This window comes from Pseudomonas sp. Leaf48 (assembly GCF_001421885.1).
In the GTDB taxonomy this organism is placed as follows: domain Bacteria; phylum Pseudomonadota; class Gammaproteobacteria; order Pseudomonadales; family Pseudomonadaceae; genus Aquipseudomonas.
In genome coordinates this window covers 57,799-80,076 of the sequence record NZ_LMLH01000031.1, presented here as the reverse complement: position 1 = coordinate 80,076, position 22,278 = coordinate 57,799, and the positions used below count along the sequence as shown (strand labels likewise).

General features: G+C 62.2%; 18 protein-coding genes. 5 read left to right on the top strand and 13 right to left on the bottom strand.

Going from position 1 to position 22,278, the window contains the following annotated elements:
• Nucleotides 1–2 precede the first annotated feature (2 nt).
• Nucleotides 3–737: an SDR family NAD(P)-dependent oxidoreductase gene (locus ASE98_RS22260; protein ID WP_060543470.1), complete on the bottom strand. Its 735-nt coding sequence runs from the start codon at nt 735–737 to the stop codon at nt 3–5.
• A gap of 260 nt (nt 738–997) precedes the next feature.
• Here ASE98_RS22260 and ASE98_RS22255 point away from each other — a divergent pair, with 260 nt between their 5' ends.
• Nucleotides 998–1,831 (top strand): alpha/beta fold hydrolase, encoded by an 834-nt coding sequence (locus tag ASE98_RS22255; RefSeq protein WP_060543469.1) that lies wholly within the window; start codon nt 998–1,000, stop codon nt 1,829–1,831.
• Between the two features lie 107 nt (nt 1,832–1,938).
• On the opposite strand, the gene ASE98_RS22250 is transcribed toward ASE98_RS22255, so the two are convergent.
• The 5 genes from ASE98_RS22250 to ASE98_RS22230 all read right to left on the bottom strand — a co-directional run bounded on the left by ASE98_RS22250 (nt 1,939) and on the right by ASE98_RS22230 (nt 8,905).
• Entirely contained in the window at nt 1,939–3,168 is a 1,230-nt protein-coding gene (locus ASE98_RS22250) for an NADH:flavin oxidoreductase (RefSeq protein WP_060543468.1), read from the bottom strand.
• A 74-nt stretch (nt 3,169–3,242) separates the two neighbouring features.
• A complete protein-coding gene (locus ASE98_RS22245; RefSeq protein WP_060543467.1) occupies nt 3,243–4,889 on the bottom strand; it encodes a DUF1302 domain-containing protein in 1,647 nt (548 codons plus the stop codon).
• A 94-nt stretch (nt 4,890–4,983) separates the two neighbouring features.
• A complete protein-coding gene (locus ASE98_RS22240; RefSeq protein WP_060543466.1) occupies nt 4,984–6,600 on the bottom strand; it encodes a FadD3 family acyl-CoA ligase in 1,617 nt (538 codons plus the stop codon).
• 16 nt (nt 6,601–6,616) lie between these two features.
• On the bottom strand, nt 6,617–7,639 hold the full coding sequence (locus ASE98_RS22235; RefSeq protein ID WP_060543465.1) for a ferredoxin--NADP reductase: 1,023 nt from the start codon (nt 7,637–7,639) through the stop codon (nt 6,617–6,619).
• A 78-nt stretch (nt 7,640–7,717) separates the two neighbouring features.
• Nucleotides 7,718–8,905 (bottom strand): acyl-CoA dehydrogenase family protein, encoded by a 1,188-nt coding sequence (locus tag ASE98_RS22230; protein ID WP_060543464.1) that lies wholly within the window; start codon nt 8,903–8,905, stop codon nt 7,718–7,720.
• 438 nt (nt 8,906–9,343) lie between these two features.
• Between ASE98_RS22230 and ASE98_RS22225 the strand changes: the two genes are divergently transcribed.
• The 4 genes from ASE98_RS22225 (at nt 9,344) to dmpG (ending at nt 12,983) form a co-directional block, all read left to right on the top strand.
• Nucleotides 9,344–10,117, top strand: coding sequence for a glucose 1-dehydrogenase (locus ASE98_RS22225; RefSeq protein ID WP_060543463.1), 774 nt, complete (start codon nt 9,344–9,346; stop codon nt 10,115–10,117).
• A 76-nt stretch (nt 10,118–10,193) separates the two neighbouring features.
• Nucleotides 10,194–10,985, top strand: a complete 792-nt coding sequence (locus ASE98_RS22220) for a fumarylacetoacetate hydrolase family protein (protein WP_060543462.1) — start codon at nt 10,194–10,196, stop codon at nt 10,983–10,985.
• Between the two features lie 32 nt (nt 10,986–11,017).
• The gene (locus tag ASE98_RS22215; RefSeq protein ID WP_060543461.1) at nt 11,018–11,944 is read left to right on the top strand and encodes an acetaldehyde dehydrogenase (acetylating); all 927 of its coding nucleotides are present in this window, start codon (nt 11,018–11,020) and stop codon (nt 11,942–11,944) included.
• Between the two features lie 10 nt (nt 11,945–11,954).
• Nucleotides 11,955–12,983, top strand: coding sequence for a 4-hydroxy-2-oxovalerate aldolase (dmpG, locus tag ASE98_RS22210; protein ID WP_060543460.1), 1,029 nt, complete (start codon nt 11,955–11,957; stop codon nt 12,981–12,983).
• 160 nt (nt 12,984–13,143) lie between these two features.
• On the opposite strand, the gene ASE98_RS22205 is transcribed toward dmpG, so the two are convergent.
• From ASE98_RS22205 to ASE98_RS22175, 7 genes are all read right to left on the bottom strand, one after another.
• The gene (locus ASE98_RS22205; RefSeq protein ID WP_060543459.1) at nt 13,144–13,977 is read right to left on the bottom strand and encodes an SDR family NAD(P)-dependent oxidoreductase; all 834 of its coding nucleotides are present in this window, start codon (nt 13,975–13,977) and stop codon (nt 13,144–13,146) included.
• Nucleotides 13,978–13,989: 12 nt separating this feature from the next.
• Nucleotides 13,990–14,757 (bottom strand): SDR family oxidoreductase, encoded by a 768-nt coding sequence (locus tag ASE98_RS22200; RefSeq protein ID WP_060543458.1) that lies wholly within the window; start codon nt 14,755–14,757, stop codon nt 13,990–13,992.
• A gap of 134 nt (nt 14,758–14,891) precedes the next feature.
• Nucleotides 14,892–16,127 (bottom strand): helix-turn-helix transcriptional regulator, encoded by a 1,236-nt coding sequence (locus ASE98_RS22195; RefSeq protein WP_060543457.1) that lies wholly within the window; start codon nt 16,125–16,127, stop codon nt 14,892–14,894.
• 148 nt (nt 16,128–16,275) lie between these two features.
• Nucleotides 16,276–18,708: an efflux RND transporter permease subunit gene (locus ASE98_RS22190; RefSeq protein ID WP_060543456.1), complete on the bottom strand. Its 2,433-nt coding sequence runs from the start codon at nt 18,706–18,708 to the stop codon at nt 16,276–16,278.
• 14 nt (nt 18,709–18,722) lie between these two features.
• Nucleotides 18,723–19,709: a WD40/YVTN/BNR-like repeat-containing protein gene (locus tag ASE98_RS22185; RefSeq protein ID WP_060543455.1), complete on the bottom strand. Its 987-nt coding sequence runs from the start codon at nt 19,707–19,709 to the stop codon at nt 18,723–18,725.
• Between the two features lie 344 nt (nt 19,710–20,053).
• A complete protein-coding gene (locus ASE98_RS22180) occupies nt 20,054–21,004 on the bottom strand; it encodes a bifunctional OB-fold nucleic acid binding domain-containing protein/MaoC family dehydratase (RefSeq protein WP_060543454.1) in 951 nt (316 codons plus the stop codon).
• Nucleotides 21,005–21,008: 4 nt separating this feature from the next.
• Nucleotides 21,009–22,220, bottom strand: coding sequence for a thiolase family protein (locus ASE98_RS22175; protein WP_060543453.1), 1,212 nt, complete (start codon nt 22,218–22,220; stop codon nt 21,009–21,011).
• Between the last annotated feature and the right edge of the window lie 58 nt (nt 22,221–22,278).

The window sequence follows — 22,278 nt, the reverse complement described above, 5'->3', positions numbered from 1 at the left end:
GATCAGATAAAGGCCATGCCGCCGTTGACGGCGATGTTCTGCCCGGTCATGAAACTGGCGTCTTCGCTGGCCAGGAACACCGCGACTTTGGCGATCTCGTCGGTCTCGCACATGCGCCCCAGGGGCACGTTTTTCAGCAGAGCCTGCATGTATTCATCAGGGATGCCGGCCATCATCGGCGTGTTGGTCGGCCCTGGCACCAAGGTGTTGACGCGGATGCCGCTGGCCGCCAGTTCACGGGCGATCGAACGGGTCAGGCCCATCACTCCGGCTTTCGAGGCGCAGTAGTGGCTTGGACCGTCACCGGTCAGTGCGGCGGTGCTGGAGAGGTTGATGATCGCGCCCTTGCGACCACCCTTGACCATCAGTTTTGCGCCCTCACGGCAGCACAGGAACGTGCCGCCCAGGTTGACGCCGATCACTCGCGCCCAGCTCTCGTCCGGGGTTTCGAGGAAGCTGTCCAGCCCGCCCACGCCAGCGTTGTTGACCAGGATGTCGAGGCCGCCGAAGTGTTGCTCGGCCTGGCCCATGGCATCGGCCACGGAGGCGCTGTCACCGACGTTGCAGGACAGGGCCAGGACCTTGTCACCGAGGTCTGCCAGGCTTTCGGCCAGGGACGTCTGATTCAGGTCGACAGCCACCACGCTGGCGCCTTCGGCGACAAAGCCACGCACGATGGCCTGACCCATGCCCTGCCCGGCGCCTGTCACAAAAGCCACTTTGTTGAGTAACTTCATAGCAATCTCCTAGTGTGCAAATACGCTGCGGCCCGCTGCCCTTGCAGTGGCGCCGTCCCCTGCATGATTAGCGGCAAGCACCCGGGGCCACATCGTCCGATGGGACTATCGCCGCGTGGTCTGAACGGACGATGTGGATAACCCGATCAGCGCCCAGCATTCGCAAGGCGCGCACCACGCCAGGCGCTGTATTCCCCTTCATTGCGTTGCAGCGGCTGGCGCGGCTGTGCTTCATGAATCGACCATCAATGGAGAACTCCATGAACCAACCCGTAGATCTGCCCCTGCCCGTAGGCCAATACGCCAGCCTGCCCAACGGCCTGCACCTGCACTATCTGGATGAGGGCGCAGGCCCCGTGGTGCTGTGGCTGCACGGCAGTGGGCCCGGCGCCAGTGGTTTCAGCAACTTCAAGGGCAACTATCCGCAACTGGTCGCCGCGGGCTATCGCAACATCGTGCTCGACCTTCCGGGTTTCGGTCGCTCGGACAAACCCGAGGATGTGCAGTACAACCTGGATTTCTTCGTCGACTGCGTGGCAGCGTTCCTCGAGGCTATCGGTGTGCGGCGATGCACGCTGCTGGGTAACTCACTGGGCGGCGCGATTGCCCTGGGTCTGGCCTTGCGCTTGCCGCAACTGCCGCAGAGCCTGATCCTGCTGGCACCGGGCGGTGTCGAGGAGCGGGAAACCTACTTCAAGATGGAAGGCATCGTGCGCATGATCTCTCTGTTCAGCGCAGGCCCCATTGGCATGGAGCAGATGCGCAGCATGATGAGCCTGCAGTTGTTCGATGCTTCGATCCTGCCTGAAAGCCTGCTGCAAGAGCGCGTGGCGGTGGCAGTGACCCAACCGAAGAATCTGTTCAGCACGATGATGGTGCAGAACATGGAATCACGCCTGGGTGAGATCGAGTGCCCGATCCTCGGTTTCTGGGGCAACAACGATCACTTCAACCCGATCAGCGGCGCCCAGCGCATCATCGACGGAGCGCCGAATGCCCGCTTTATCGTCCTCAACCGCTGCGGCCATTGGGTCCAGGTGGAACACCGAGAACTGTTCAACCGCAGTTGCATCGAGTTCCTGCAGCACGGTTGATCCGGGCGAAGCGGTGAGCGAGGCTTGCCAGCGATGACGGCGTCAGCTTCACCACCGCATCGCCAGCAAGCCGGCTCCTACAGGCGAACCAAGTGCAGGTGTATCTGTCACTCCGCCGCCTTCTGGCTGTTCAACACGGCATCACCGGGCTGGCCCAGTACGCAGGAGGTGCCGCCGGGGGTGTACATCATGGCCACACAGCGGTTGCAGGCGGTGCAGATAGAGTCTCGACTGGCGCCGCTGGCGAGTTTGTTGACGTAGTCATTTTCAGCCAGCAACACCCGCCCCATGGCAACCAGGTCAAAGCCCTCGGCCATGATCTTTTCGATACTCGCCAGGCTCTTGGCACCGCCCAGGTAAGCCAGCGGCATTTTTACCGCCTCCCGCACCTTGCGCGCATGTTCGAGCAGATACAGTTCACGGAACTCCACGGTCGGCTCTTTGCGACGCTGGATAGCCATCGCCAGGGCGATGATCTTGTTCTTCTGCTGCACGCGGTTTTCCTTTGGGAACGAAGAACCAAACATAGTGGTGATCGATTCGGCGTTCATCCCGGCGCTGAGTACCAGCAGATGCGCGCCCTCTTCTTCCAGCATGCGGGCGATCTGCGCTCCGTCTTCGGCGCTGTTACCGGCGCGCACGCCTTCGGTAATGCTGTACTTGCAGATCACCGCCATTTCCGTGCCGACCGCTTCCAGCACGGCGCGCAGTACCCGGCGCGGAAACCGCAGGCGATTTTCCAGGCTGCCGCCGTACTGGTCGCGGCGCTTGTTGTACATCGGCGAAATGAACTGGCTCAGCAAGTAGCCGTGGCCCATGTGGATTTCCACCGCATCGAAGCCAGCCTGACGTGCCAAACGCGCGCCTTGGGCGAAATCGCGCACCACTTGTTGCATGTCGGCTTCGTTCATCGCCTGCTTGAGGAACATCCCGCTCATCAGGCCAATCTTGTTAAAGCCACCGCTGGCCGAAAGCGGACGCTTGGTCGAGCGCTCGCGAATAAAGGTAAAGCAACCGCCGTGGGTGATCTGCGCGCTGGCCAGTCCACCGCACTGGTGCACGGCGTCGGTCAGCGCCTTGAAGTGCGGCACGCTGGATGGGGCGAGGATTAATTGATTGGGCAGGGTGCGACCATCGCTACTCACAGCGCAATAAGCCACGGTGGTCAGAGCAGTGCCACCCGCGACCAGGGCCGAATGCAGCTTGACCAGTTGCTTGGAAGGTACCCCCCCTGCACTCATGCCTTCGTTGGTCGCGGCCTTTATAAAGCGGTTTTTCAGGGTCAGTGGGCCAATCGCAATAGCGCTGAACGCTGACGGGGTTGGACGAGGATTCATGACAGGCCTCTCTTTATTCTTATCAGGCTGAAAATTAAGGGCTGCGTCGCCACATCGCGACGCAGCCTTGATCATCAAAAGGTGTACTTGGCGTTGAGTGACAGGTAATCGCGGTCGGCCAGCAAGCGACCCTGGGCAACGTCTGGCGAGCTCAGGTAGGCGATATAGGTCATGCCGACCTGGAAGTTGCCCAGGTATTTGAAGTCGCCACCCACGGTCAGGCGTTTCTCGTCACGACCCAGGCCCTGGTAGGCGCTGCCGTCGATGTTCTGCGTCCAGACCAGCTTGGTGCTCAGGTCCAGGCCGTTGGCGATGGATGGGTAGTCCATGTAGACGCCAACACCAAGCAGGCTTGAGCCTCGGGTCTGGGTTTTCGACTCGAACTTGTCGAACGTGCCGTCCACGCCGACTCCGCCGCCGGTGATGGTCAGGCTGTCGACTCCGTCGATGTGTTGATGCACCACTTCGCCCATGAAAGTGGTCTGCTGGGCGAGCAGGCTTGGCCCCAGGATGTACATGGCGTTGAGGTTGCCTTGCCAGATCTGCCCGGTGGTCGGCGCTCCATTGTTCAGGTACACCGAGGCACCGTCGCGATAGCTCAGGTCACCGGCGTACTGCACCGAGTCGCCAACCTTGGAGCTGAAGCTGATCCCGGTCAGCTCGACGTCTTCGAAGTAGCCCAGGCGATAGGACGGCGCGGTGCCGTCATGACCGATGCCCTTGAGCGACGAGTATTGGGTGGTACCGGTGAAGTCGAAGAACAACGAACCGACGCGTTCGTTATAGCGATAATGGAACAGCCCCACTTCCGTGTTCTCGGTGACCCGGTAGCGCACACCCAGCCCCCATTGCCCACTGTCGCTGGCGTCTTTTTCACCGGCATAACCGACCGCCAGGCCGTTGGGCAGACTGCCGATCTGCCCGACGCCCAGACGAAAGAACTCGGCACCGGGACCGAAGGTGTCGCTTCCGAAGTAGTCACCCACGGGGTTGAGATCGGTCTTTTCCCACTCGTACTGGTAGTAGCCGACCAGCGCAAGATCCTCATTGAGCGACCACGACCCGGACACCTGCCCCACCGGCAGATACGAGTCCTTGGCCTCCGTACCCGGCACGTTGAATTTGGTGGCATCCACCGGGGCCTGCCCCTGGCTGATGTTGGCCCAGAACAGGCTCTCGCCCCAGGCCACCAGATGCCGGCCGGCCTTGAGCGACAGGTACTGGGTCTCGCCGACATCGAAATTGCCATACACATACGCATCGAGCAGTCGCGCCATGCTGCCGCTAAGGCGTCGGGTTTCGTCGCTGAAGCCGTCGTTGTGGCCGGTCTTGTTCACCGTCTGCGGCGAGTCATTGGCGTTTTTCTGGTTGTAAACGTCGTCGTAGAACTGACTGCCGCGCAACACCGCACCGAGGTTGTCGTGCCTGAGTTGCAACTCGCCAAACAGGCTCAGGCGGTTGTTGATCAACGAGCCGCGCTTGAAGTTGCGGGTGCCGTCGTCGTTGTTCGGGTCGTTGAGGTATTGACTGGCCTGTTTGGCGGTACGCATGGACGCGGTGTAATTGACCGTCAGCGACGAATCCAGGGTGGTGTCTTCCCCCAGTTCGATGCTCGGCGCAGCACTGGCCGCGGCACTGATGAAGGTGATGACCGTTGCCAACAGGCAGCGACCCTCAAACAGACTCCCCGGGCGGTGCGCAATCAGATTTCGGGTAAACATGCTCCTCTCCTTTTTTGTTGTTTTTACTTGTGCCGCCTCAGCATGAAAAAAACCGCCGTGGCGCACATCGTCCGTTTGGTGAGATGAGCGCAGCTCATGTCGGAGCGCCGCTGGTGACCATCGCGCGCAGTTCGTTCTTCGCTACCTTGCTCGACGGGTTGAGTGGCAAAGCACGAAAAAAACGAACCTGGCGCGGCACCTTGTAATTGGCCATCTGCTCTCGGCTCCAGGCGATCAGTTGCGCCTGGTCAAGCTCGTTACCTTCACGCAGTACCACGCAGGCACAGCCGACCTCGCCCATGCGTTCATCAGCGATGCCGATCACCGCCACCTGAGCAATCGCCGGGTGTCTGATCAGCGCCGCTTCAATTTCCGCCGGGTAGCAGTTGAAACCACCGACAATGAACATGTCCTTCAGGCGGTCGGTAATGATCAGGTTGCCTTCCTGATCCAGCCGCCCGACATCACCTGTGTGCAGCCAGCCGTCAGCGTCGATGGCTTCGCGGGTCGCTTCGGGGTTCTGGAAATAGCCCTGCATGATGTGGAAACCGCGCAGGCAGATCTCGCCGGTCTGCCCTGCGCCCAGCGCCTGGTTGTGCGGGTCGCGTATGCTCACTTCGGTGCCGGCGATCGGCCGCCCGCTGGTACCGGCAATCACTTGCGCCGAGTCTTGTGGATCGCAGATCGTCGCCAGCCCACCGCACTCGGTCAGGCCGTAGGCAGTGGTCACCACGGCAAATCCCAACTCACTACGCATGCGCTCGATCAGGCTCGGCGGAATGCTCGCCGAACCGGTTACCGCGATGCGCAGACTCGACAGGTCAGTTTGCTTGAGCAGCGGATGGGCCAGCAGAGAGAGGTAAAGGGTCGGCGCACCGGGCAGGACGCTGATGCGCTCGCGGGCGATGCGCTGGAATACCTGTTCGGCATCGAACACCGCATGGGGCAGGATAGTCGCCCCGCCGATCAGGCAAGTCAGCCAGCCGGCTTTGTAGCCAAAGGCATGGAAGAACGGGTTGACGATCAAGTAACGGTCTTGCGGCATCAGGCCAATGACCTTGACGTATTCGCTGAAGGCCCGCAGGTTCTGGCCATGCCCGCTCATGACGCCCTTTGGTTTGCCGGTAGTACCGGAGGTGAACAAAAGGTCGCACATGGCTTCGGGGCCGATCGCCATTGCCCGCCGCCTGGCACTGTCGGCATCGATGGTCGCAGCGCCGAGCAGAAATTGGGCAAGGGGCAGGTCCGACGACATTCCGGGCGTTTTGCCATCAAGTATCACCAGGTGTTCAAGGCTAGCCGGCCGATGGGGCGCGAGCAGCGCCGGGTAGTCGACTTCGAGAAAACGCTGCTGGACAAACAACAGCCGACAGCCGCTGCGTTCCAGCACATCGGCGGCCTCAAGGCCCTTCATGCGCGTGTTGATCGGCACCAGCACCGCGCCGGCACACTGAATGCCCAGCGCGGCGAGAATCCATTCGGCACTGTTCGGCGCCCAGATGCCTACCCGGTCACCGGCCTGGATTCCCAAGGCCATCAGGCCTCGGGCAAAGCCCATGACGCGCTCGGGCAACTGCGCGTAGTCGATGCGCTGGCCGTTGTCCTCGATGGCCGTGCGCCCGGCAAAACGTTCGGCACTGCTGAAGACCAACTGGGCCAGGGTGGCGGGGGTCGCGCTCAGGGGCGCGGCAAGGTTCAGGCTCTGATTCATTGTGGGCTCGGGCTCATCAATCGGGAAAGCGGATACGCAGTTGCGCGCTCGTGGGCACGGCCTGACAGGCCAGGATCCAGCCTTCAGCCAAGTCCCCCGCATCCAGTGCATCGTTGTGCAGCAACTCGACCTCACCGCTTTCCAGGGTGCACATGCACGAGGCGCAGCCACCGACACGGCAGGCGCTGGGTGGGGTCAGGCCAGCACGCTCCATGGCAGCCAGTACGGTCTCGCCGCTGTCGCAGGCCAGTTGGTGGTCCTCGCCATCCAGCCGCACCGCCAACTGCGCGGCCACGGCCGCCTCGCTGCTGGTCGCAGGAGGCAGTTCGCCTTCACCGGGCAAGGAGACGAAGCGCTCGACGTGGACCCGGCGATCCGGCATGCCCAGCCCCTTGAGCGCACTGACGGCCGCGTCCATGAACGGGCCCGGACCACATATGAACGCCTGGGCATCGATAAAAGGCCGCGCAAGCTCCGCCAGTTGCCCGACGCTGGGGATGCCCTGCACCGAGTCGAGCCAATGCACGATTTGCAGGCGTTGCGGATGAGCGCTGGCCAAGGTCTTGAGTTCATCCTTGAAAATCACCGAGGACTCATCCCGGTTGGCATAGATCAGAAGGACCCGGCCAGTTCCGGCAAGCAATGCCGAACGCAGTATCGACAGCACCGGGGTCACGCCACTGCCACCGCCGAACAGCAGCAAGTCACCCTCGAGGCTGCGCGGCACAAACACCCCGGCCGGTGGCAACACCTCTAGGCTCTGGCCGGCCTGCAACTCGTCGCACAGCCAGTTCGAGGCGCGCCCTTCATGCACACGCTTGACCGTGACCCGCAACGGCTCGTCCAGTAACGGCGTGCTGGACAGTGAATAACAACGGGGCAGCCACCCATCCTCGAAGGGCACGCGCAAGGTCAGGAACTGGCCGGGTTGATAGTGGAAGCGTTCGCCCAAATGCTCCGGCACGTCGAAGACCAGGGACCGCGCATCGGCGGTTTCCTCGATCACTCGCGCCACGCGCAGGGCCAGATAATTATTCATAGGTCAGGTACTCATGACCACCTGACCGTGCATCACGGACAGGTGTAACCCAGGGGTTTTGATACAGGCGCCATGGCTTCAGACGTAAGGGTCCGGGTTGGGCAGGCCGAGCATCACCGCGCCGTAGCTGCGGCCGTAGGCCAGGTAGTTGTTGGCGATGTGCCCGCGCGCCTGGTGCAGGTCGCGAAACAATCGCGCCACCGGGTTGGTGTTGTACAACCCCGAGGCGGCCATGCTGCGCAACAGGTCGTTGGCCCGTTCGGCACAGATGTTGGTCACGTAGGCGGACTGATAGCGATACAACAGACGGGTCTCGGTATCCGGATATTCGCCGGCACGGGCCAGACTCATCAGATGCTCGTAGTTGCGTTCCAGTACCAGACGCAGGCTGTCGACGGTGACCATCGCTTCGGCAACCGCGGTTTGCGCCACAGGATCGTCAGCGGTACGTGCGCCGTGCTTGCCGATGTGCTTGGCGGCGTTATCGCGAAACTCATTGATCGCACCCTGCAGGGCGCCGATGGCCGAGGTCGACACGGCGCGAGAGAACACCTGGGCAAAGGGGATCGCGTAGATTGGGTTGGTGTTGATCAGGCGCCCGGGGGTCGCTTCGAGGGTCCAGTTATTGGTGCGTTGCACGCGATGAGCCGGGACGAAAATATCCTCGACCACGATGTCGTGGCTGCCGGTGCCGCGCAGGCCCAGCACGTCCCAGTTGCGTTCGATCTGATAGTCGCTGCGCGGCAAGAGGAAGGTGCCGTGCTCGGCGGCCAGTTCGCCATCGGCTGGCAGGATGCCGCCCAGAAACACCCACTGGCAGTGCTCGCTGCCGCTGGAGAAACCCCAGCGACCGCTGATGCGGTAACCGCCTTCGACTACCATGACCCTGGCTGCCGGCATGTAGGTCGAGCAGATCAGCGCGTCATGATCGTCAGCCCAGACTTCGCGCTGCGCTTCGATCGGATAACGCGCCAGCTGCCAGGGGTGGACCCCCATCACTCCGTAGATCCAGGCCGTGGACATGCAACCCTCGGCGAGGATGGTCTGGATTTCGAAAAAGGTTCGCGGGTCCACTTCGTAGCCACCGAACGCCCGAGGCTGCAGGGCCCGCAGCAGCCCGGCGGACTGTAATTGGACGACGCTCTCCACCGGAACTTTCAAGTCCTTGTCGGCCTGTGCCGTGCGTGCCTTGAGTGCCGGCACCAGGCTACGTGCACGTTCCAGCAGATCACGTTCGTCCTGGGTCTTTTCTCGCATGCTGTGCATCACTCAATTCTCCCGATCTCACTGCGCCACTGCGCGAGTTGGGACGGATCATCGGATCGAGCGAACAATCATTCATCGTCAAAGCGGACTAGGGGGGGTTATCGATCCTGCTAGTGTTTATCTGGGAAAAAGCGAGGGGGCCTGACAGCCGACCTGTTCCTGGTGAACACGTTCTCCTGTAGGAGCGATGCTTGCTCGCGATGGTCGCCAACGATAACGCGCCCTGTCTGAATGACCGCGTTGTCTGGAAGTCCATCGCGAGCAGGCTCGCTCCTACGGGCTCTTCCAAGTGACTCGTCGTAAGGGCGAACCATAAGTGGCCGTTACCGAAGAAACGGATATGTACACACAACCCCGCTAGTCCGTTGAGACGATGCCCCACTCGATCACCGCAGCCATAGTAAACGCATCCAAAGTCGACCCCACGGAGCAAGGGCCATGAGTATTTTGCAGCGTTTCCAGATGCATGGCAGCGTCGCCATCGTCACCGGCAGCGGTCGGGGTATCGGTCGGGCAATTGCCCTGGCGTATGCAGAAGCAGGCGCCGATGTGGTGTGTTCGGCGCGTTCGCTGGACGAGGTAGAGGCAGTGGCCGAAGAGGTGCGTGGCTTGGGCCGGCGCGCCTTGGCCATCGCCTGTGACGTCAACGATGCCGAACAACGCCACGCACTGGTGCGTCAAAGCGTTGAGCAAATGGGCCGGATCACTCATCTGGTCAACAATGTCGGTGGCGGCGGGCCCAACGATCCGCTGACGATGACACCCGAGCAATTTGCCCAGGTGCTGACCTTCAACGTCGCCACCAGCTACGCCTTCTGCCAGTTGTGCGTGCCGCTGATGCGCGAGGCCGGTGGCGGCAACATCATCAACATCAGCTCGGTGGCTGCACGCTATGCCCAACGCCATTTCAGCGCTTACGGCTCGGCCAAGGCCGCCCTCAGCCACCTGACCCGCCTGCTGGCCCAGGACTTTGCGCCGCAGATCCGGGTTAACGCCGTCGCCCCAGGCCCCACTCTTACTGAAGCGCTGAGCGGCGTGATGCCTGCTGCCATGCGCGAGATCATGGAAAACACCACTCCGCTCAAATGCCTGGGTAGCCCCCAAGACATTGCTGCCGCTGCGCTGTACCTGGCAAGCCCCGCTTCGGCCTGGGTGACCGGCAAGATCATCGATGTCGATGGCGGTGCCGATTCGTCGGTCTGGCCCGGCTGACAGACTCCTTTGGGCCTGCCCCCTGATGACGTTGGGGCGGGCTCTTTTTTTCTCCCATCCATCTGGAGCCCTCGCCATGGACGCCCATTTGATCAACGCCCTCGGTGACGAACTGTTCAACGCCCTGCGCAACCGCCAGACCCTGGCGCCCCTGACCCGGCGCTATCCGCAGATCACCCTGGAGCAGGCCTACCGGATTTCCCTGCATTTTCTGCAACGCCGCGAAGCCCTCGGCGAGCAGGTGGTCGGCAAGAAAATCGGAGTCACCAGCCGCGCCGTGCAGGAAATGCTCGATGTCCACCAACCGGACTTCGGTTTCCTCACCGACGCGATGCAGGTCGAGGATGGCAGCGATGTCAGCCTGGCCCGCTACAACCTGATCCAGCCACGGGCCGAAGGCGAAATCGCCTTTATCCTCGGCGAAGACTTGCACGGCTCGGGCGTCAGCGCCGAGGACGTGCTAGCCGCCAGCCAATGGGTGGTGCCGTGCTTCGAGATTGTCGATTCGCGGATCCACGACTGGCAGATCCGCATCCAGGACACCGTGGCAGACAACGCCTCCTGCGGCGTGTTCGCCCTCGGCAGCAAGCGGATCGACCCGCGCTCGCTGGACCTGGCCGCCGTGCACATGCAAATGCTCAAAAACGGCCAGCCGGCAGGCTCGGGCCTGGGCTCGGCGGTGCAAGGTCATCCCTGCGCGGCAGTGGCCTGGCTGGCCAATACCCTGGGCGAGCTGGGCATCCCGTTCCGCCGTGGCGAAATCATCCTTTCCGGTGCCCTGGCACCGCTGGTGCCAGTGGTCGCCGGCGACCGCATCAGCCTGTCCATGAGCGGGCTGGGCGAAACCAGCCTGCGCTTTGTCCCGTGAATCGCCCTTCCCTCCCCAGGAGCCAAAAAACAATGAGCAAAAAGATCAAATGCGCGCTGATCGGGCCGGGCAACATCGGCACCGATCTGCTGTACAAACTGATGCGCAGCGAGGTGTTGGAACCGGTGTGGATGGTCGGCATCGATGCCACTTCCGAAGGCCTGTCACGGGCCCGCGAGCTGGGCCTGAAGACCACTGCCGACGGCGTCGACGGCCTGCTGCCCCATGTCGTCGAAGACCAGATCCAGATCGCCTTCGACGCCACCTCTGCCTATGTGCACGCGCAGAACTCGCGCAAGCTCAATGCCCTGGGCGTGTTGATGATCGACCTGACCCCGGCGGCCATCGGCCCGTACTGCGTGCCACCGGTCAACCTTAAGGCACAATTGGGCCTGGGCGTGATGAACGTCAACATGGTCACCTGCGGCGGCCAGGCCACCATTCCTTTGGTGGCCGCTGTGTCCAGCGTGCAGCCGGTGGAATACGCCGAAATCATCGCCACCGCCGCATCGAAATCGGTTGGCCCCGGCACGCGGAAAAACATCGACGAGTTCACCCGCACCACTTCCAGCGCGGTGGAAAAAGTCGGCGGCGCGAAGAAAGGCAAGGCGATCATTATCATCAACCCGGCCGAACCACCGCTGATCATGCGCGACACCGTGCATTGCCTGACCGAAAGCGAGCCCGACCAGCCGGCAATCACCGCGGCCATCGAAGCAATGATCAAACAAGTGCAGCGTTACGTGCCCGGCTACAAGCTGGTCAACGGCCCGGTGTTCGACGGCAATCGGGTGTCGATCTTCATGGAAGTCGAAGGCCTGGGCGACTACCTGCCCAAGTACGCCGGCAACCTCGACATCATGACTGCCGCCGCCGCGCGCACCGCCGAGATGTTCGCCGAGGAAATCCTCAAGGGCGAACTGGTGCTGCAAGCCACCGCCCAAACCGCCCACGCATAAGGAGCCGACCATGGATCTTCGCGGCAAAAGCATCACCGTTCACGACATGTGCCTGCGTGACGGCATGCACCCCAAGCGCCACCAGATCAGCCTGCAACAGATGAAAGACATCGCCTGCGGCCTCGACGCGGCGGGCGTGCCGCTGATCGAAGTGACCCACGGCGACGGCCTGGGCGGCAGTTCGGTGAATTACGGTTTCCCGGCCCACACCGACGAGGAGTATCTGTCGGCGGTGATCCCGCTGATGAAAAAGGCCAAAGTCTCGGCCCTGTTGCTGCCGGGTATCGGCACCGTCGATCATCTGAAAATGGCCTATGAGCTGGGGGTCAACACCATTCGCGTGGCTACCCATTGCACCGAGGCTGACGTCAGCGAACAGCACATTTCCCACGCCCGCGGCTTGGGCATGGACACCGTCGGTTTCCTGATGATGGCCCATATGAACAGCCCGGAAGGCCTGGTCAAGCAAGGTTTGCTGATGGAAAGCTACGGCGCCAACTGCATCTACCTGACCGACTCGGCGGGTTACCTGTTGCCCCATGACGTCAGTGCCCGGGTGGCGGCGATGCGCGCGGCCCTCAAGCCTGAGACCGAGATCGGCTTCCATGGCCACCACAATCTGTCGATGGGCGTCTCCAACTCCATCGCCGCGATTGCCGCCGGGGCCAACCGCATAGACGCCGCCTGCGCAGGCCTCGGTGCCGGCGCGGGCAACACACCGATGGAGGTGCTGGTGGCGGTGTGTGACCGCATGGGCATCGACACCGGTGTGAGCGTGTTCGGTATCCAGGACGTGGCCGAAGACCTGGTGGTGCCGATCATGGACTTCCCGATCCGCAGCGACCGCGATGCCCTGACCATGGGTTACGCCGGGGTCTACGGTTCGTTCCTGCTGTTCGCCAAGCGCGCCGAGAAGAAATACGGCGTGTCGGCCCGGGAAATCCTCGTTGAAATGGGGCGCCGCGGCATGGTCGGCGGCCAGGAAGACATGATCGAAGACACCGCCATGACCCTGGCCCGGCAGCGGCGGCAGGCGTAAAGATCTCGTCGCCAGTTCTGACGCCTTCGCGGGCTTGCCCGCTCCCACAGTTTTCGCGTCGTACACAAAATCTGTGTACAACACGGGACCTGTGGGAGCGGGCTTGCCCGCGAAGAGGCCATGCCAGTCATCATCTATGGCGACTGACACACTGCTTTCGTCAACGCCAATCGGCGACGATGCCGTGTTCCAGCGCAAACGGTTGTGCAGCGATGGTGCGGCGTTGAAACGCCGGTGCTTGTTCGGCGGTGGCCAGCCACAGCATTACAGCCGCCGGTACATGGGGTGGCGCACTGCCGGCGCGCAGGGCAATCAGCCCTTTGTCACCGATGGTAGCCTTGAGCGCTTCGGTGGTGACTACACCTGGATTGAGGGTGTAAGCGCGCACGCCAGCTTCGCCAAGCTCTGTACTCAGCACCCCGGACAACCTCGACACTGCCGCCTTGCCCGCGCCATAGGCATATCCCCAGCCACCCTTGCCCGCCGCCACCGGCGGGTCGCTCTCACCGGCGCCGGAGGTGACGTTGATCACCACCCCGCCGCCGCGCGTCACCATGTGTTCGGCCACTGCACGGGTCAACAGGAACGGGGTAAGGATGTAACCCTGGAACATCCGCTCAAGGGTCTGCGCTTGCAGGTCCATGAACCCGGAGTTGAGGTCGCTGCCTTGGTAGATCGCGTTGTTGATCAGCACGTCGATGCGTCCGTACTCGGTCAGTACCGCCTGACAGGCGGCCAGGGCCGAAGCGCTGTCGAGCAGGTCCATCGGCACCACGAGTACCCGGCAACCAAGCTCGCGCAAAGACTGAGCAGTACCGTTGAGGCTGCCGGCCAGCGGCGCCCCGGCGGCGTCGCGCAGGGCGTGCTCATGTTGTTCACCTTCGTTGAGGGTTCGGGCGCTGATCGCCAGGTCGAAACCGGCGCGGGCAAACGCCAGCGCCGCCTCGCGGCCGATACCCCGGCTGGCGCCGGTGATGAATGCCACTTTGTTCATGGAAGTTCCTTTTTAGAAGCGCGAGGCACGGACCATCGCATCCATGCCGCCATCGACGAACAACACGCTGCCGTGGATAAACGAAGCCTGCGGCGATTGCAGGAAAGCGACCACAGCTGCAATTTCCGCAGGTTGCCCGGCGCGACCCAGTGGCGCAACGAACTCACGTGTCGACTTGCCAAAACGTGCATCGTCCAGCGAAGCCTGGTGCAACGGAGTTTCGACCGCGCCCGGCGCAACCACGTTCACCCGCATGCCCTGCTTGCCCCAGCTCACGGCCAGGCTGCGGGTATGTTGGCTGATGGCGTATTTGGAAGCGGCATAGGCGACGTGCGGCTGGCCGAGGCTGTTGGCCAATTGCAGCGCCCGGGCCTCATCGCCGGCGATCATCGCTTCGATCTGCGCTTGGCCCTCTGGCCCCGAATGAGTGGCCGCCACCGAACCGATCACAAGCGCCGCCGGTTGCTGGCCCTTGACCAAAGCCCCCTGCAGGCCGTCGAGCAACTGGCTGACGCCAAAGTAATTGACCGCAAGGATCAGGCCGCTGCTTGGCGCGGTGACACCGACCCCAGCGCAGCAGATCAACCCGTCAAGGACACCGCCACTGAGTTCAAGCACTTGCGAGATGGCCGCGTCACGCCCCTGGGGGGTGGACAGATCGGCGATCACTTCGGCGTTGCTGCGATCGATACCGATAACCTGATGCCCGGCAGCGCGCATGGCGGCGGATACGGCGGCCCCGATTCCCGAGGCACTGCCGGTGATGGCTGTAATTGGCATGGTGGTTCTCCGTGATTGGTCCGCCCAGTATCGACAGGGCGATCACGGGACGGCATCGTCCGTGCGGACTAAAAAATGCGCTGCATCAATGACCGCGCCACAGGGCAGGATGGCCCGGTGGCGGGTTTGCAGGATCAGGCCTGACGATAGATCGGCACGGCCAGTTGAAGTGGCGGCACCTTGATTTTCTCGGTCATTTTCAACGCCAGTTGGGGCTTGCCCAGGGCCACCACGCTGTTGAGCATGATGCGCACCAGTTCGGTCTGGCGCCGCACGCCGGTCTTGGAGAAGATCGAGCGCAAGTGCGCCCGCGCAGTATTGCGCCGGATACTCAAAACCTCGGCAGCTTCCTCAAGGGACAAGCCGTTGGCCAGTTCCATGGCCAGGGCGGTTTCGGCCTTGGTCAGGTTGAACAGTTGCTTGGTCACCACTTCGCTGGCCAGGGACTTGCTCGACGCATCGCGGATGTACACCAGCGCCGCTGGCTGGCCCTTCTCCTCGGCCCAGTCCAGAGACGGAATCGACTCGACCACCACGCCAAGGTTGACCAGTCCCGAGGGGCGCGTCACCGACATGGCCTCGGCGCTTTTCGGCGCATCCGGGCAGAACGCGCCACGAATCAGGCGTTGCAGTTCACGGTTGTCGCTGGGATACGTAGCCTCCAGGCGCCCACCCACCAGTTTCAGGCCATCGGAACGGGCGAGGATTTCCTGGGCCACCGGATTGATTTGCAACACGCTGCCGCTTTCGTCGAGCACCAGGGTCGCGACCGATAACCGGCTGATGGCCTGGGAGTACAACTCGCTAAGCGATTCGCTGCGGTCTCGCAGGTTATGCAGTTGCGAAGCACGTCGCAGGTGAGGCAGGAAACTGGCGCACACCGCCCGGTCGTGGGCAGAGAAGTTGGAGCCCCGTTTGGGGCGAGTCATGCGAAAGCGCAGCTTTCCGCCGTCCGGGGTGGAAATATCGGCACACATCAGGTGGTACACGTCAAAGGGTTCGCAAAACATCTTGTAGTACCCGTTCTGCTCCCATTGCGTGGGGCTCATGAGGTCGTCCACGGTGAACACATGGTCCAGCGGCTGGTTGGAAAAAGGCGAATTGGTTTGCGGGTAGGTCATGTAGCAGACATCACCGGCACCTTCGATGTCGCCGACGATGATCATGACGCCGGTATCAGGTTGATCCGGCACCCGCAAAATCAAGGTGACGTAGTTGGCATCGTAGAGCTTTAGAAAGCTTCTGAGGGCGTGAGCCATCAGTTTCGGATCGAGGGCGCCTTCATAGATCTCGCCCACCAACTGGTTGTAGCGCGTGAGGTCGAGGCCAAGGCTGGCCAGGGCTTCATGGGTCAAGTCACCATTTTGCATAGTCTTATCTCGCTCGGGTAAGGACTGGGTCCTTCCCTTGTTATTTTTATAATTTCGGCTGGGGGAGCCCTGGGCTCCCCCCCTTTCGACTGCTACTTGCCTGCCAGTTTCCCTAGCGCCCGCAGACTCCACAATAGGCCCGGCAGGTTTATTTTTCGCTCCCGATATCACGTGCCGCCGGGCTGTTTTTCAGGCGAAACTGCCCTTGAGCTGGTGCCGGCGTTCGTATCCGATCACCAACCAGCGGTCGCCCGCGATTGAACCAGGCGGCCAGCGCCGGCAGGAGGAAAATCGCCCCCAGCACGTTGACCAGGAACATGAACGACAGCAGCACACCCATGTCGGCCTGAAACTTAAGCGGTGCGAACGCCCAGGTGCAGACGCCAATGGACATGGTCACGGCCGTGAATACCGCAGCCGTCCCCCGTTGGCACATGGCCTGGTAGAACGCCTCGCGCAGATTGGACCCGCGCAGCATCTCGTGCTGAATACGTTCGTACAGGTAAATGCCATAGTCGACGCCCACCCCTACCCCAAGCGCCATCACCGGCAAGGTCGCAACCTTCAGGCCGATCCCGAGCATGGTCATTAGTGCGTTACAGAGGATCGCGACAATTGCCAGCGGTACCAGAATGCACAGCACCGCGCGGATCGACAAGAAAGTCAGCCAGCAAAACAATGCCACCGATCCGAATAGTGCCCCGAGCATGATCACTTCGGCGCGCTTGACCGCCTCGTTGGAGGCCGCCATCACGCCGACGTTGCCACCGGCCAGAAGGAATTCGACTTGCGGCGAGCTGACTTCAGCGATGATCCGCCTGGCTTCGGCGATCGCATGGCTGACAGTGCTGCCTTCATGGTCTGTCAGGAACACCAGGATCTGCATCTGCTGGCAGCCGTCGGTGACCAAGCCATCATCCGGCATATAGGCCCGCGCGCCCTGGCTCAAGCCACGGGGTGATCCCGGTATCGCCGCCCAGCGCGGATTGCCTTCGTTGTTGCCGGCAATCACCCGCTTGCCCATGTCCGCAACACTCTGGATCGACTGCACACCGGTGACCGTGCGCATGCGGAAATCGAAGGCTTCCACCGCACGCATCACCGCAGGCGAAAGGCAGCCCTCTTCGACACCCTTGACCTGGACGAACACCGACATCACATCGAGCCCGATGGAGTAGCTGCCAATGATCTTGCCATTGTCCTGGTTATAGCGCGAATCGGCCCGCAGCTCCGGCGCGCCTGCGCCGATATCGCCCACCGCCAGATCACGAGCCTTGTAGGCCCCGGCCGCCAGCAGCAACAGGCTGACAACAAACACCCCGAGCGCAGGCCCCGGCTCGGCGAGTGCCGACAGACGCCACCACAGGCGGTGCTTGCCCGTCGGTCGCGATTGCGCCCCAAGCAAGAGTGCAGGCTCCAGGCGTAGATAGGAAATGATCACCGGCAGCATCAGCTTGTTGGTGATGATCATCAACATCACGCCGATGCAGGCCGTCACCCCCAGTTCGTGAACGATGGGAATGTCGATCAGCATGATCACCGCAAACCCCAAGGCATTCATCAGCAAGGCCAGGGAACCGGGGATGAAGATCTTGCAGAACGCCGAGCGTGCCGCTTCCTTCGAGGTACTACCGGCCAGCACGTCTTGCTTCCAGGCGTTGGTCATCTGCACCGCATGGGACACGCCGATAGAGAAAATCAGGAACGGCACCAGGATCGACATCGGATCGATGCCCAGGCCCAGCAGCGGCAACAGGCCGAGCAACCAGACCACCGGCAGCAACGCAACCACCAGCGCCACCACTGTCAAGCGCAGGGAGCGCGAATACAGCCACAGCAGCACCCCTGTAATGACGAAGGCCACCACAAAGAAACCGATCACAGTATTCAACCCTTCAACCACATCGCCGACCAGCTTGGCGAAGCCGACAATGTTGATTTCGATATTGGGGCTGTTGTACTTGCCGCGGATCTCTTCCAGGCGCTTGGCGATCTCGACATAGGACACCGGCTGGCCGGTCTTGGGGTCAGTATCCTGCAGGTCGGCGCGGACCATGGCCGACTTCAGATCGTTGGCCACCAGGCGACCGACCTGACCGGAGGCCGCCGTGTTGCTGCGCACCTGCGCCAGGTCTTCGGTGGTACCGCTGAAGCGCGGTGGCACCACCACGTCGCCAAAGAATCCTTCCTCGGTAATTTCGATGTAGCGCACATTGGCGGTGAACAGCGACGTCACGCTGGGGCGGCTTACCCCGGAAATGAAAAACACGTCGTCGGTGACCTTGCGCAAGGTCTCCAGGTACTCGGCGTTATAGATGTCACCCTCGCCTTTCCAGCGCACGCTGACCAGGAAGCGGTTGGCACCGGTGAAGTAGCGACTGAACTTGAGAAAGTTGATCATGTATTCATGACGCACCGGGATCTGTTTGTTGAAACCCGGATCCAGTTGCGTGTGGGTGGCGCTGTAGCCCAGGCCCAGCGTCACCAGGACAAACAGTGCCAGCAGTCCCTTGCGCCAGGACATCAGATGGTCCGCGCACGTTTCGACGCAACGCGTCACCCAGTGTTTACCTTGATTCATTGCCCGCCTCTCATTCACTGGGTGGCCTGTGTGGCCATTAGGGCAGCGACGCTGCCACCTGATCCCTGCAATACCCCGCGCTCGCCACCCACCAGAAGGCGTGAGCCAACGATCGTCGCCGAGGTCAATGTGCCAAGCCCGGCGAGACGTCCGACACCGACCAACTCACCTTTCACATCCAGGCGTACTACCGAGCTACCCGCACCGACGATCACCAGGCCCGAGTGATCGGGGAGCACCACATGGCCGTACAACGGTAACTGGTTGCCTACTTTTATCTGAGTCCAGCTGCCGCCGAAGTCGTGACTGACGAACACATGCCCGCGCATACCGTAGGTCACCCAGTTATCTGCGCTCAGGCGCACGATGCCGAACAGCGAGCCGCTGTAGAACGCCGGCAAAGTCTGCCAGTGCCGGCCGCTGTCGGTGGTACGCAACACCAGCCCCTGTTCGCCCACCAGCATGCGGCGGCCATCATTGCCACCGGCCATGCTGTTGAGGTGCGCGTTGTCGATCTCCAGGGACTGCGGGGTCCAGGTCTGCCCGCCATCCAGGGATTGATAGAACTTGCCGAAGCTGCCAAACGCTATGACGCTGTCGCCACCGCCGGTCCAGATGCCCAGCAGCGGTTCGCCCAGATCGCTGTCGTAACGAATTTCCTGCCAACTGCTGCCGGCGTCCTGGGAACGGAGGATCCAGCCGTCATGCCCGACGGCCAGCAAGCGCTTGTCGTCCAGTGCCACCACGGCTGTCAGGGTCGCATTGCGTTGCGCGGCGACATTGGCCGGCTGCCAGCTGACGCCCTGATCGTCACTGAGCAAGATACTGCCACGCTCGCCCACCGCAACCACCCGCGCCCCAAGATTGAGCAGGCCGTTGATCTGCACCCGGTCCGGGCGAGTGGCCAACAGTTGCGCTTGCGGTGGGGATTTGGGGGAAAAGGTGTAGCCAATGGTCAAGGCGACCACCAGGCAAACCGCGTAGCCGATCACCGAACGCATGAGCAACGCTCCTGTTCGGGGTTGACGTGGATAGGGCAAGTCATAGGGCCAATCCTCTTGTTTTTGTCACGCACCAGGCATGCGAGGCAATCGAGATGGGCGTTGCCTCTGGAGCAATAGTCGGCGCAAGGGATGGGGGGCACATCGTCCAAATGGCTTATGTAATGGCGCAAATGACGTGGGGCGTGAGTGGGGGGTATTCATGTGCAAACCGAACTGGCTGCCTTCGCCCTCCCTGTAGGAACTGGCTTGCCAGCGATGGCGTCAGGTCAGACACCGATGCGTCGACCGAACGGACGCCATCGCCAGCAAGCCGGCTCCTACAGGGGGATCTTCAACGGGGATCAGGCCATGTAAAGGATCACCAGGTCGTTGATCACCGACGGCCGATCCTGCCCCACCACATGAATGTTGAGCTCCAGGGTCAGTTGGGTGCCACGGGCCAGGATTTCGACTTTTTTCACCCGCGCCCGCGAATGGATGCGCGAGCCGGCCGGCACCGGAGCCGGGAAGCGCAGGCGATCGGAGCCGTAGTTGATTTGGGTGGTAAAACCACTGATCTCGTAGCCCAGCGCCAGTTTCATCCGCGACTGCAGCACCTGCACCAGCGCACCGTGTGCGATGGTGCCGCCGAACGGACTCTGCAGGCGTGCCCGCTCCGGATCGGTATGGATCCAGTAATCGTCACCCGACAACCGGGCGAAGTCGTCGATCAGGGCCTGGTCGACCACCACCACGTTGCTCCAGTCGCTGAACTGCTCACTGACCAGTGCCTGCAAGGCCGGCCCATCGTTAAGGTCGATCTGGTGCGCGGGCGGTTGCTCCGATGCCGCCGGCGCCGGCTCGCTATCTTGCGCGGGCAGCGGTTCAAGGCCCTGCGCATCCTTGTCCATCCCGGTGAAACGCAGCAGGCGGTTGCCCTTGGCGTCGACTTCGGCAAACACCGGCTGCAAGGACATACCGATCTGGATTTCGTTTTCCTCAAGGCCTACCAGGTTGGTATTGATGCGCACCCCTTCGGCCAACTCCACCACCGCCAGTTTCTGCGGCATCTCATCAATGAAGTCGGGCAAGGTTGCAATACGCGTCACGGTGTAGCTGTAAAGCCTCGCGGCGCCGTCGACTTCGCGCCAGGCCAGGTCATGTTCCAGGCACACCGTGCAATGTCGGCGTGGGTAGAAATTCCAGTGTGCACAGGCGTTGCATTGCTGGATCAACAGACGGCGAGCCTTCAGGCCCTCCCAGAAGGGTGCGGAAATTTGCGTCGCGACCGGCATCGGTTTGTTGTTGGACATGTGCTTATGCTCCCTGAAGAATCAATGCGCCCTGCTCGCTCATCACGCCGCCGGTGCCGGAGACGTAGACGCTGTCGCAACGGCCCAGTTGGCGTTCACCGGCGGTACCGGCGATCTGCGTCACCGCCTCGATCACCTGGCTCATGCCACCGGCCGAGGCCGACTGACCGAAACTCAATTGCCCGCCATGGGTGTTCATAGGGAAGTCGCCACGCCAGGTCAGGTCGTGTTCGCGAACGAAGGCCATGCCCTCGCCCTTGCCGCAGAAACCGGCATCCTCCAGGGTCAACAAGGTGGTGATGGTGTAGCAGTCGTAGATCTGCGCGGCATCGACGTCTTTGGGCTTGAGCCCGGCCATCGCAAAGGCTCGCTGGGAAGCCGGACCAATGGGTGTTTGCAGCATGTCCTCGGCATAGGACGGCGACTTGAACGCCAGGTGTTCACCAAACCCGGTAATGAACGCCGGACGTTTGCGGGCCCGCGCCGCCACCTCCTTGTTGGCGATGATCAACGCGGCGCCACCGGCCACCGGCATGACGATTTCCAGGACGTGCAACGGATCGGCAACCATTCTGCTGGCCAGCACCTGTTCGATGGTCAACGGTTGGCCATGGAACATCGCTTGCGGGTTGGCCAGGGCGTTGGTGCGCTGGTCAACGGCAATCTTGGCCATCGCCCGCTGGTCGTAGTCGTACTGAGCGGCATAACGCTGGGCGATCATTGCGTAGCCGGTGTTCTGGCCCATGTGCCCGTAAGGCAGGTCGAACTCGGCCTCGGGTGCGCCGAATGCCGTGCTGTGTCCACCGAATCGCATGGAGCGGGCCATCCAGCCGGCGTCCTCGTCAGGTCCCAACGGCGCCATTCGCGCAGGGATCACGCACAGGACCGCCTGGCACAGCCCCAGTTCGATCGCGGCGGCGGCGCGCCAGACCATGCCGACCGAGGTACAGCCGCCCAAGTCCACGACTTCGGCGAAGTTCAGGCGCAGGCCCAGGTACTCGGCGGCCATCGCCGGTACGAACACCGACGCTTCATGAAAATGCGGGCCGTTGATCACCAGCCCGTCGAGGTCCGAGGCCTTGAGCCCGGCATCGCGCAGCGCCTGGGCCGCGAGGTCGGCAACTTGTTCAAGGTGAAACATCCTGGGTGCGGTCGAATACTTCTCCGGTTTGTATTGTGCGGTGCCAACAATGGCCGCATGCCCTTTGAGCCCCATAGTGCCTCCATGCCGAAGCATTACGCTGCGGCGTTTTCAAGGTTGTGTTGAAGGTCCG

Excerpts from the sequence above, each read along its gene's own strand:
- ASE98_RS22260 (WP_060543470.1), bottom strand. The coding sequence starts at position 737 with ATGAAGTTACTCAACAAAGTGGCTTTTGTGACAGGCGCCGGGCAGGGC.
- ASE98_RS22255 (WP_060543469.1), top strand. The coding sequence starts at position 998 with ATGAACCAACCCGTAGATCTGCCCCTGCCCGTAGGCCAATACGCCAGC.
- ASE98_RS22250 (WP_060543468.1), bottom strand. The coding sequence starts at position 3,168 with ATGAATCCTCGTCCAACCCCGTCAGCGTTCAGCGCTATTGCGATTGGC.
- ASE98_RS22245 (WP_060543467.1), bottom strand. The coding sequence starts at position 4,889 with ATGTTTACCCGAAATCTGATTGCGCACCGCCCGGGGAGTCTGTTTGAG.
- ASE98_RS22240 (WP_060543466.1), bottom strand. The coding sequence starts at position 6,600 with ATGAATCAGAGCCTGAACCTTGCCGCGCCCCTGAGCGCGACCCCCGCC.
- ASE98_RS22235 (WP_060543465.1), bottom strand. The coding sequence starts at position 7,639 with ATGAATAATTATCTGGCCCTGCGCGTGGCGCGAGTGATCGAGGAAACC.
- ASE98_RS22230 (WP_060543464.1), bottom strand. The coding sequence starts at position 8,905 with ATGCACAGCATGCGAGAAAAGACCCAGGACGAACGTGATCTGCTGGAA.
- ASE98_RS22225 (WP_060543463.1), top strand. The coding sequence starts at position 9,344 with ATGAGTATTTTGCAGCGTTTCCAGATGCATGGCAGCGTCGCCATCGTC.
- ASE98_RS22220 (WP_060543462.1), top strand. The coding sequence starts at position 10,194 with ATGGACGCCCATTTGATCAACGCCCTCGGTGACGAACTGTTCAACGCC.
- ASE98_RS22215 (WP_060543461.1), top strand. The coding sequence starts at position 11,018 with ATGAGCAAAAAGATCAAATGCGCGCTGATCGGGCCGGGCAACATCGGC.
- dmpG (WP_060543460.1), top strand. The coding sequence starts at position 11,955 with ATGGATCTTCGCGGCAAAAGCATCACCGTTCACGACATGTGCCTGCGT.
- ASE98_RS22205 (WP_060543459.1), bottom strand. The coding sequence starts at position 13,977 with ATGAACAAAGTGGCATTCATCACCGGCGCCAGCCGGGGTATCGGCCGC.
- ASE98_RS22200 (WP_060543458.1), bottom strand. The coding sequence starts at position 14,757 with ATGCCAATTACAGCCATCACCGGCAGTGCCTCGGGAATCGGGGCCGCC.
- ASE98_RS22195 (WP_060543457.1), bottom strand. The coding sequence starts at position 16,127 with ATGCAAAATGGTGACTTGACCCATGAAGCCCTGGCCAGCCTTGGCCTC.
- ASE98_RS22190 (WP_060543456.1), bottom strand. The coding sequence starts at position 18,708 with ATGAATCAAGGTAAACACTGGGTGACGCGTTGCGTCGAAACGTGCGCG.
- ASE98_RS22185 (WP_060543455.1), bottom strand. The coding sequence starts at position 19,709 with ATGCGTTCGGTGATCGGCTACGCGGTTTGCCTGGTGGTCGCCTTGACC.
- ASE98_RS22180 (WP_060543454.1), bottom strand. The coding sequence starts at position 21,004 with ATGTCCAACAACAAACCGATGCCGGTCGCGACGCAAATTTCCGCACCC.
- ASE98_RS22175 (WP_060543453.1), bottom strand. The coding sequence starts at position 22,220 with ATGGGGCTCAAAGGGCATGCGGCCATTGTTGGCACCGCACAATACAAA.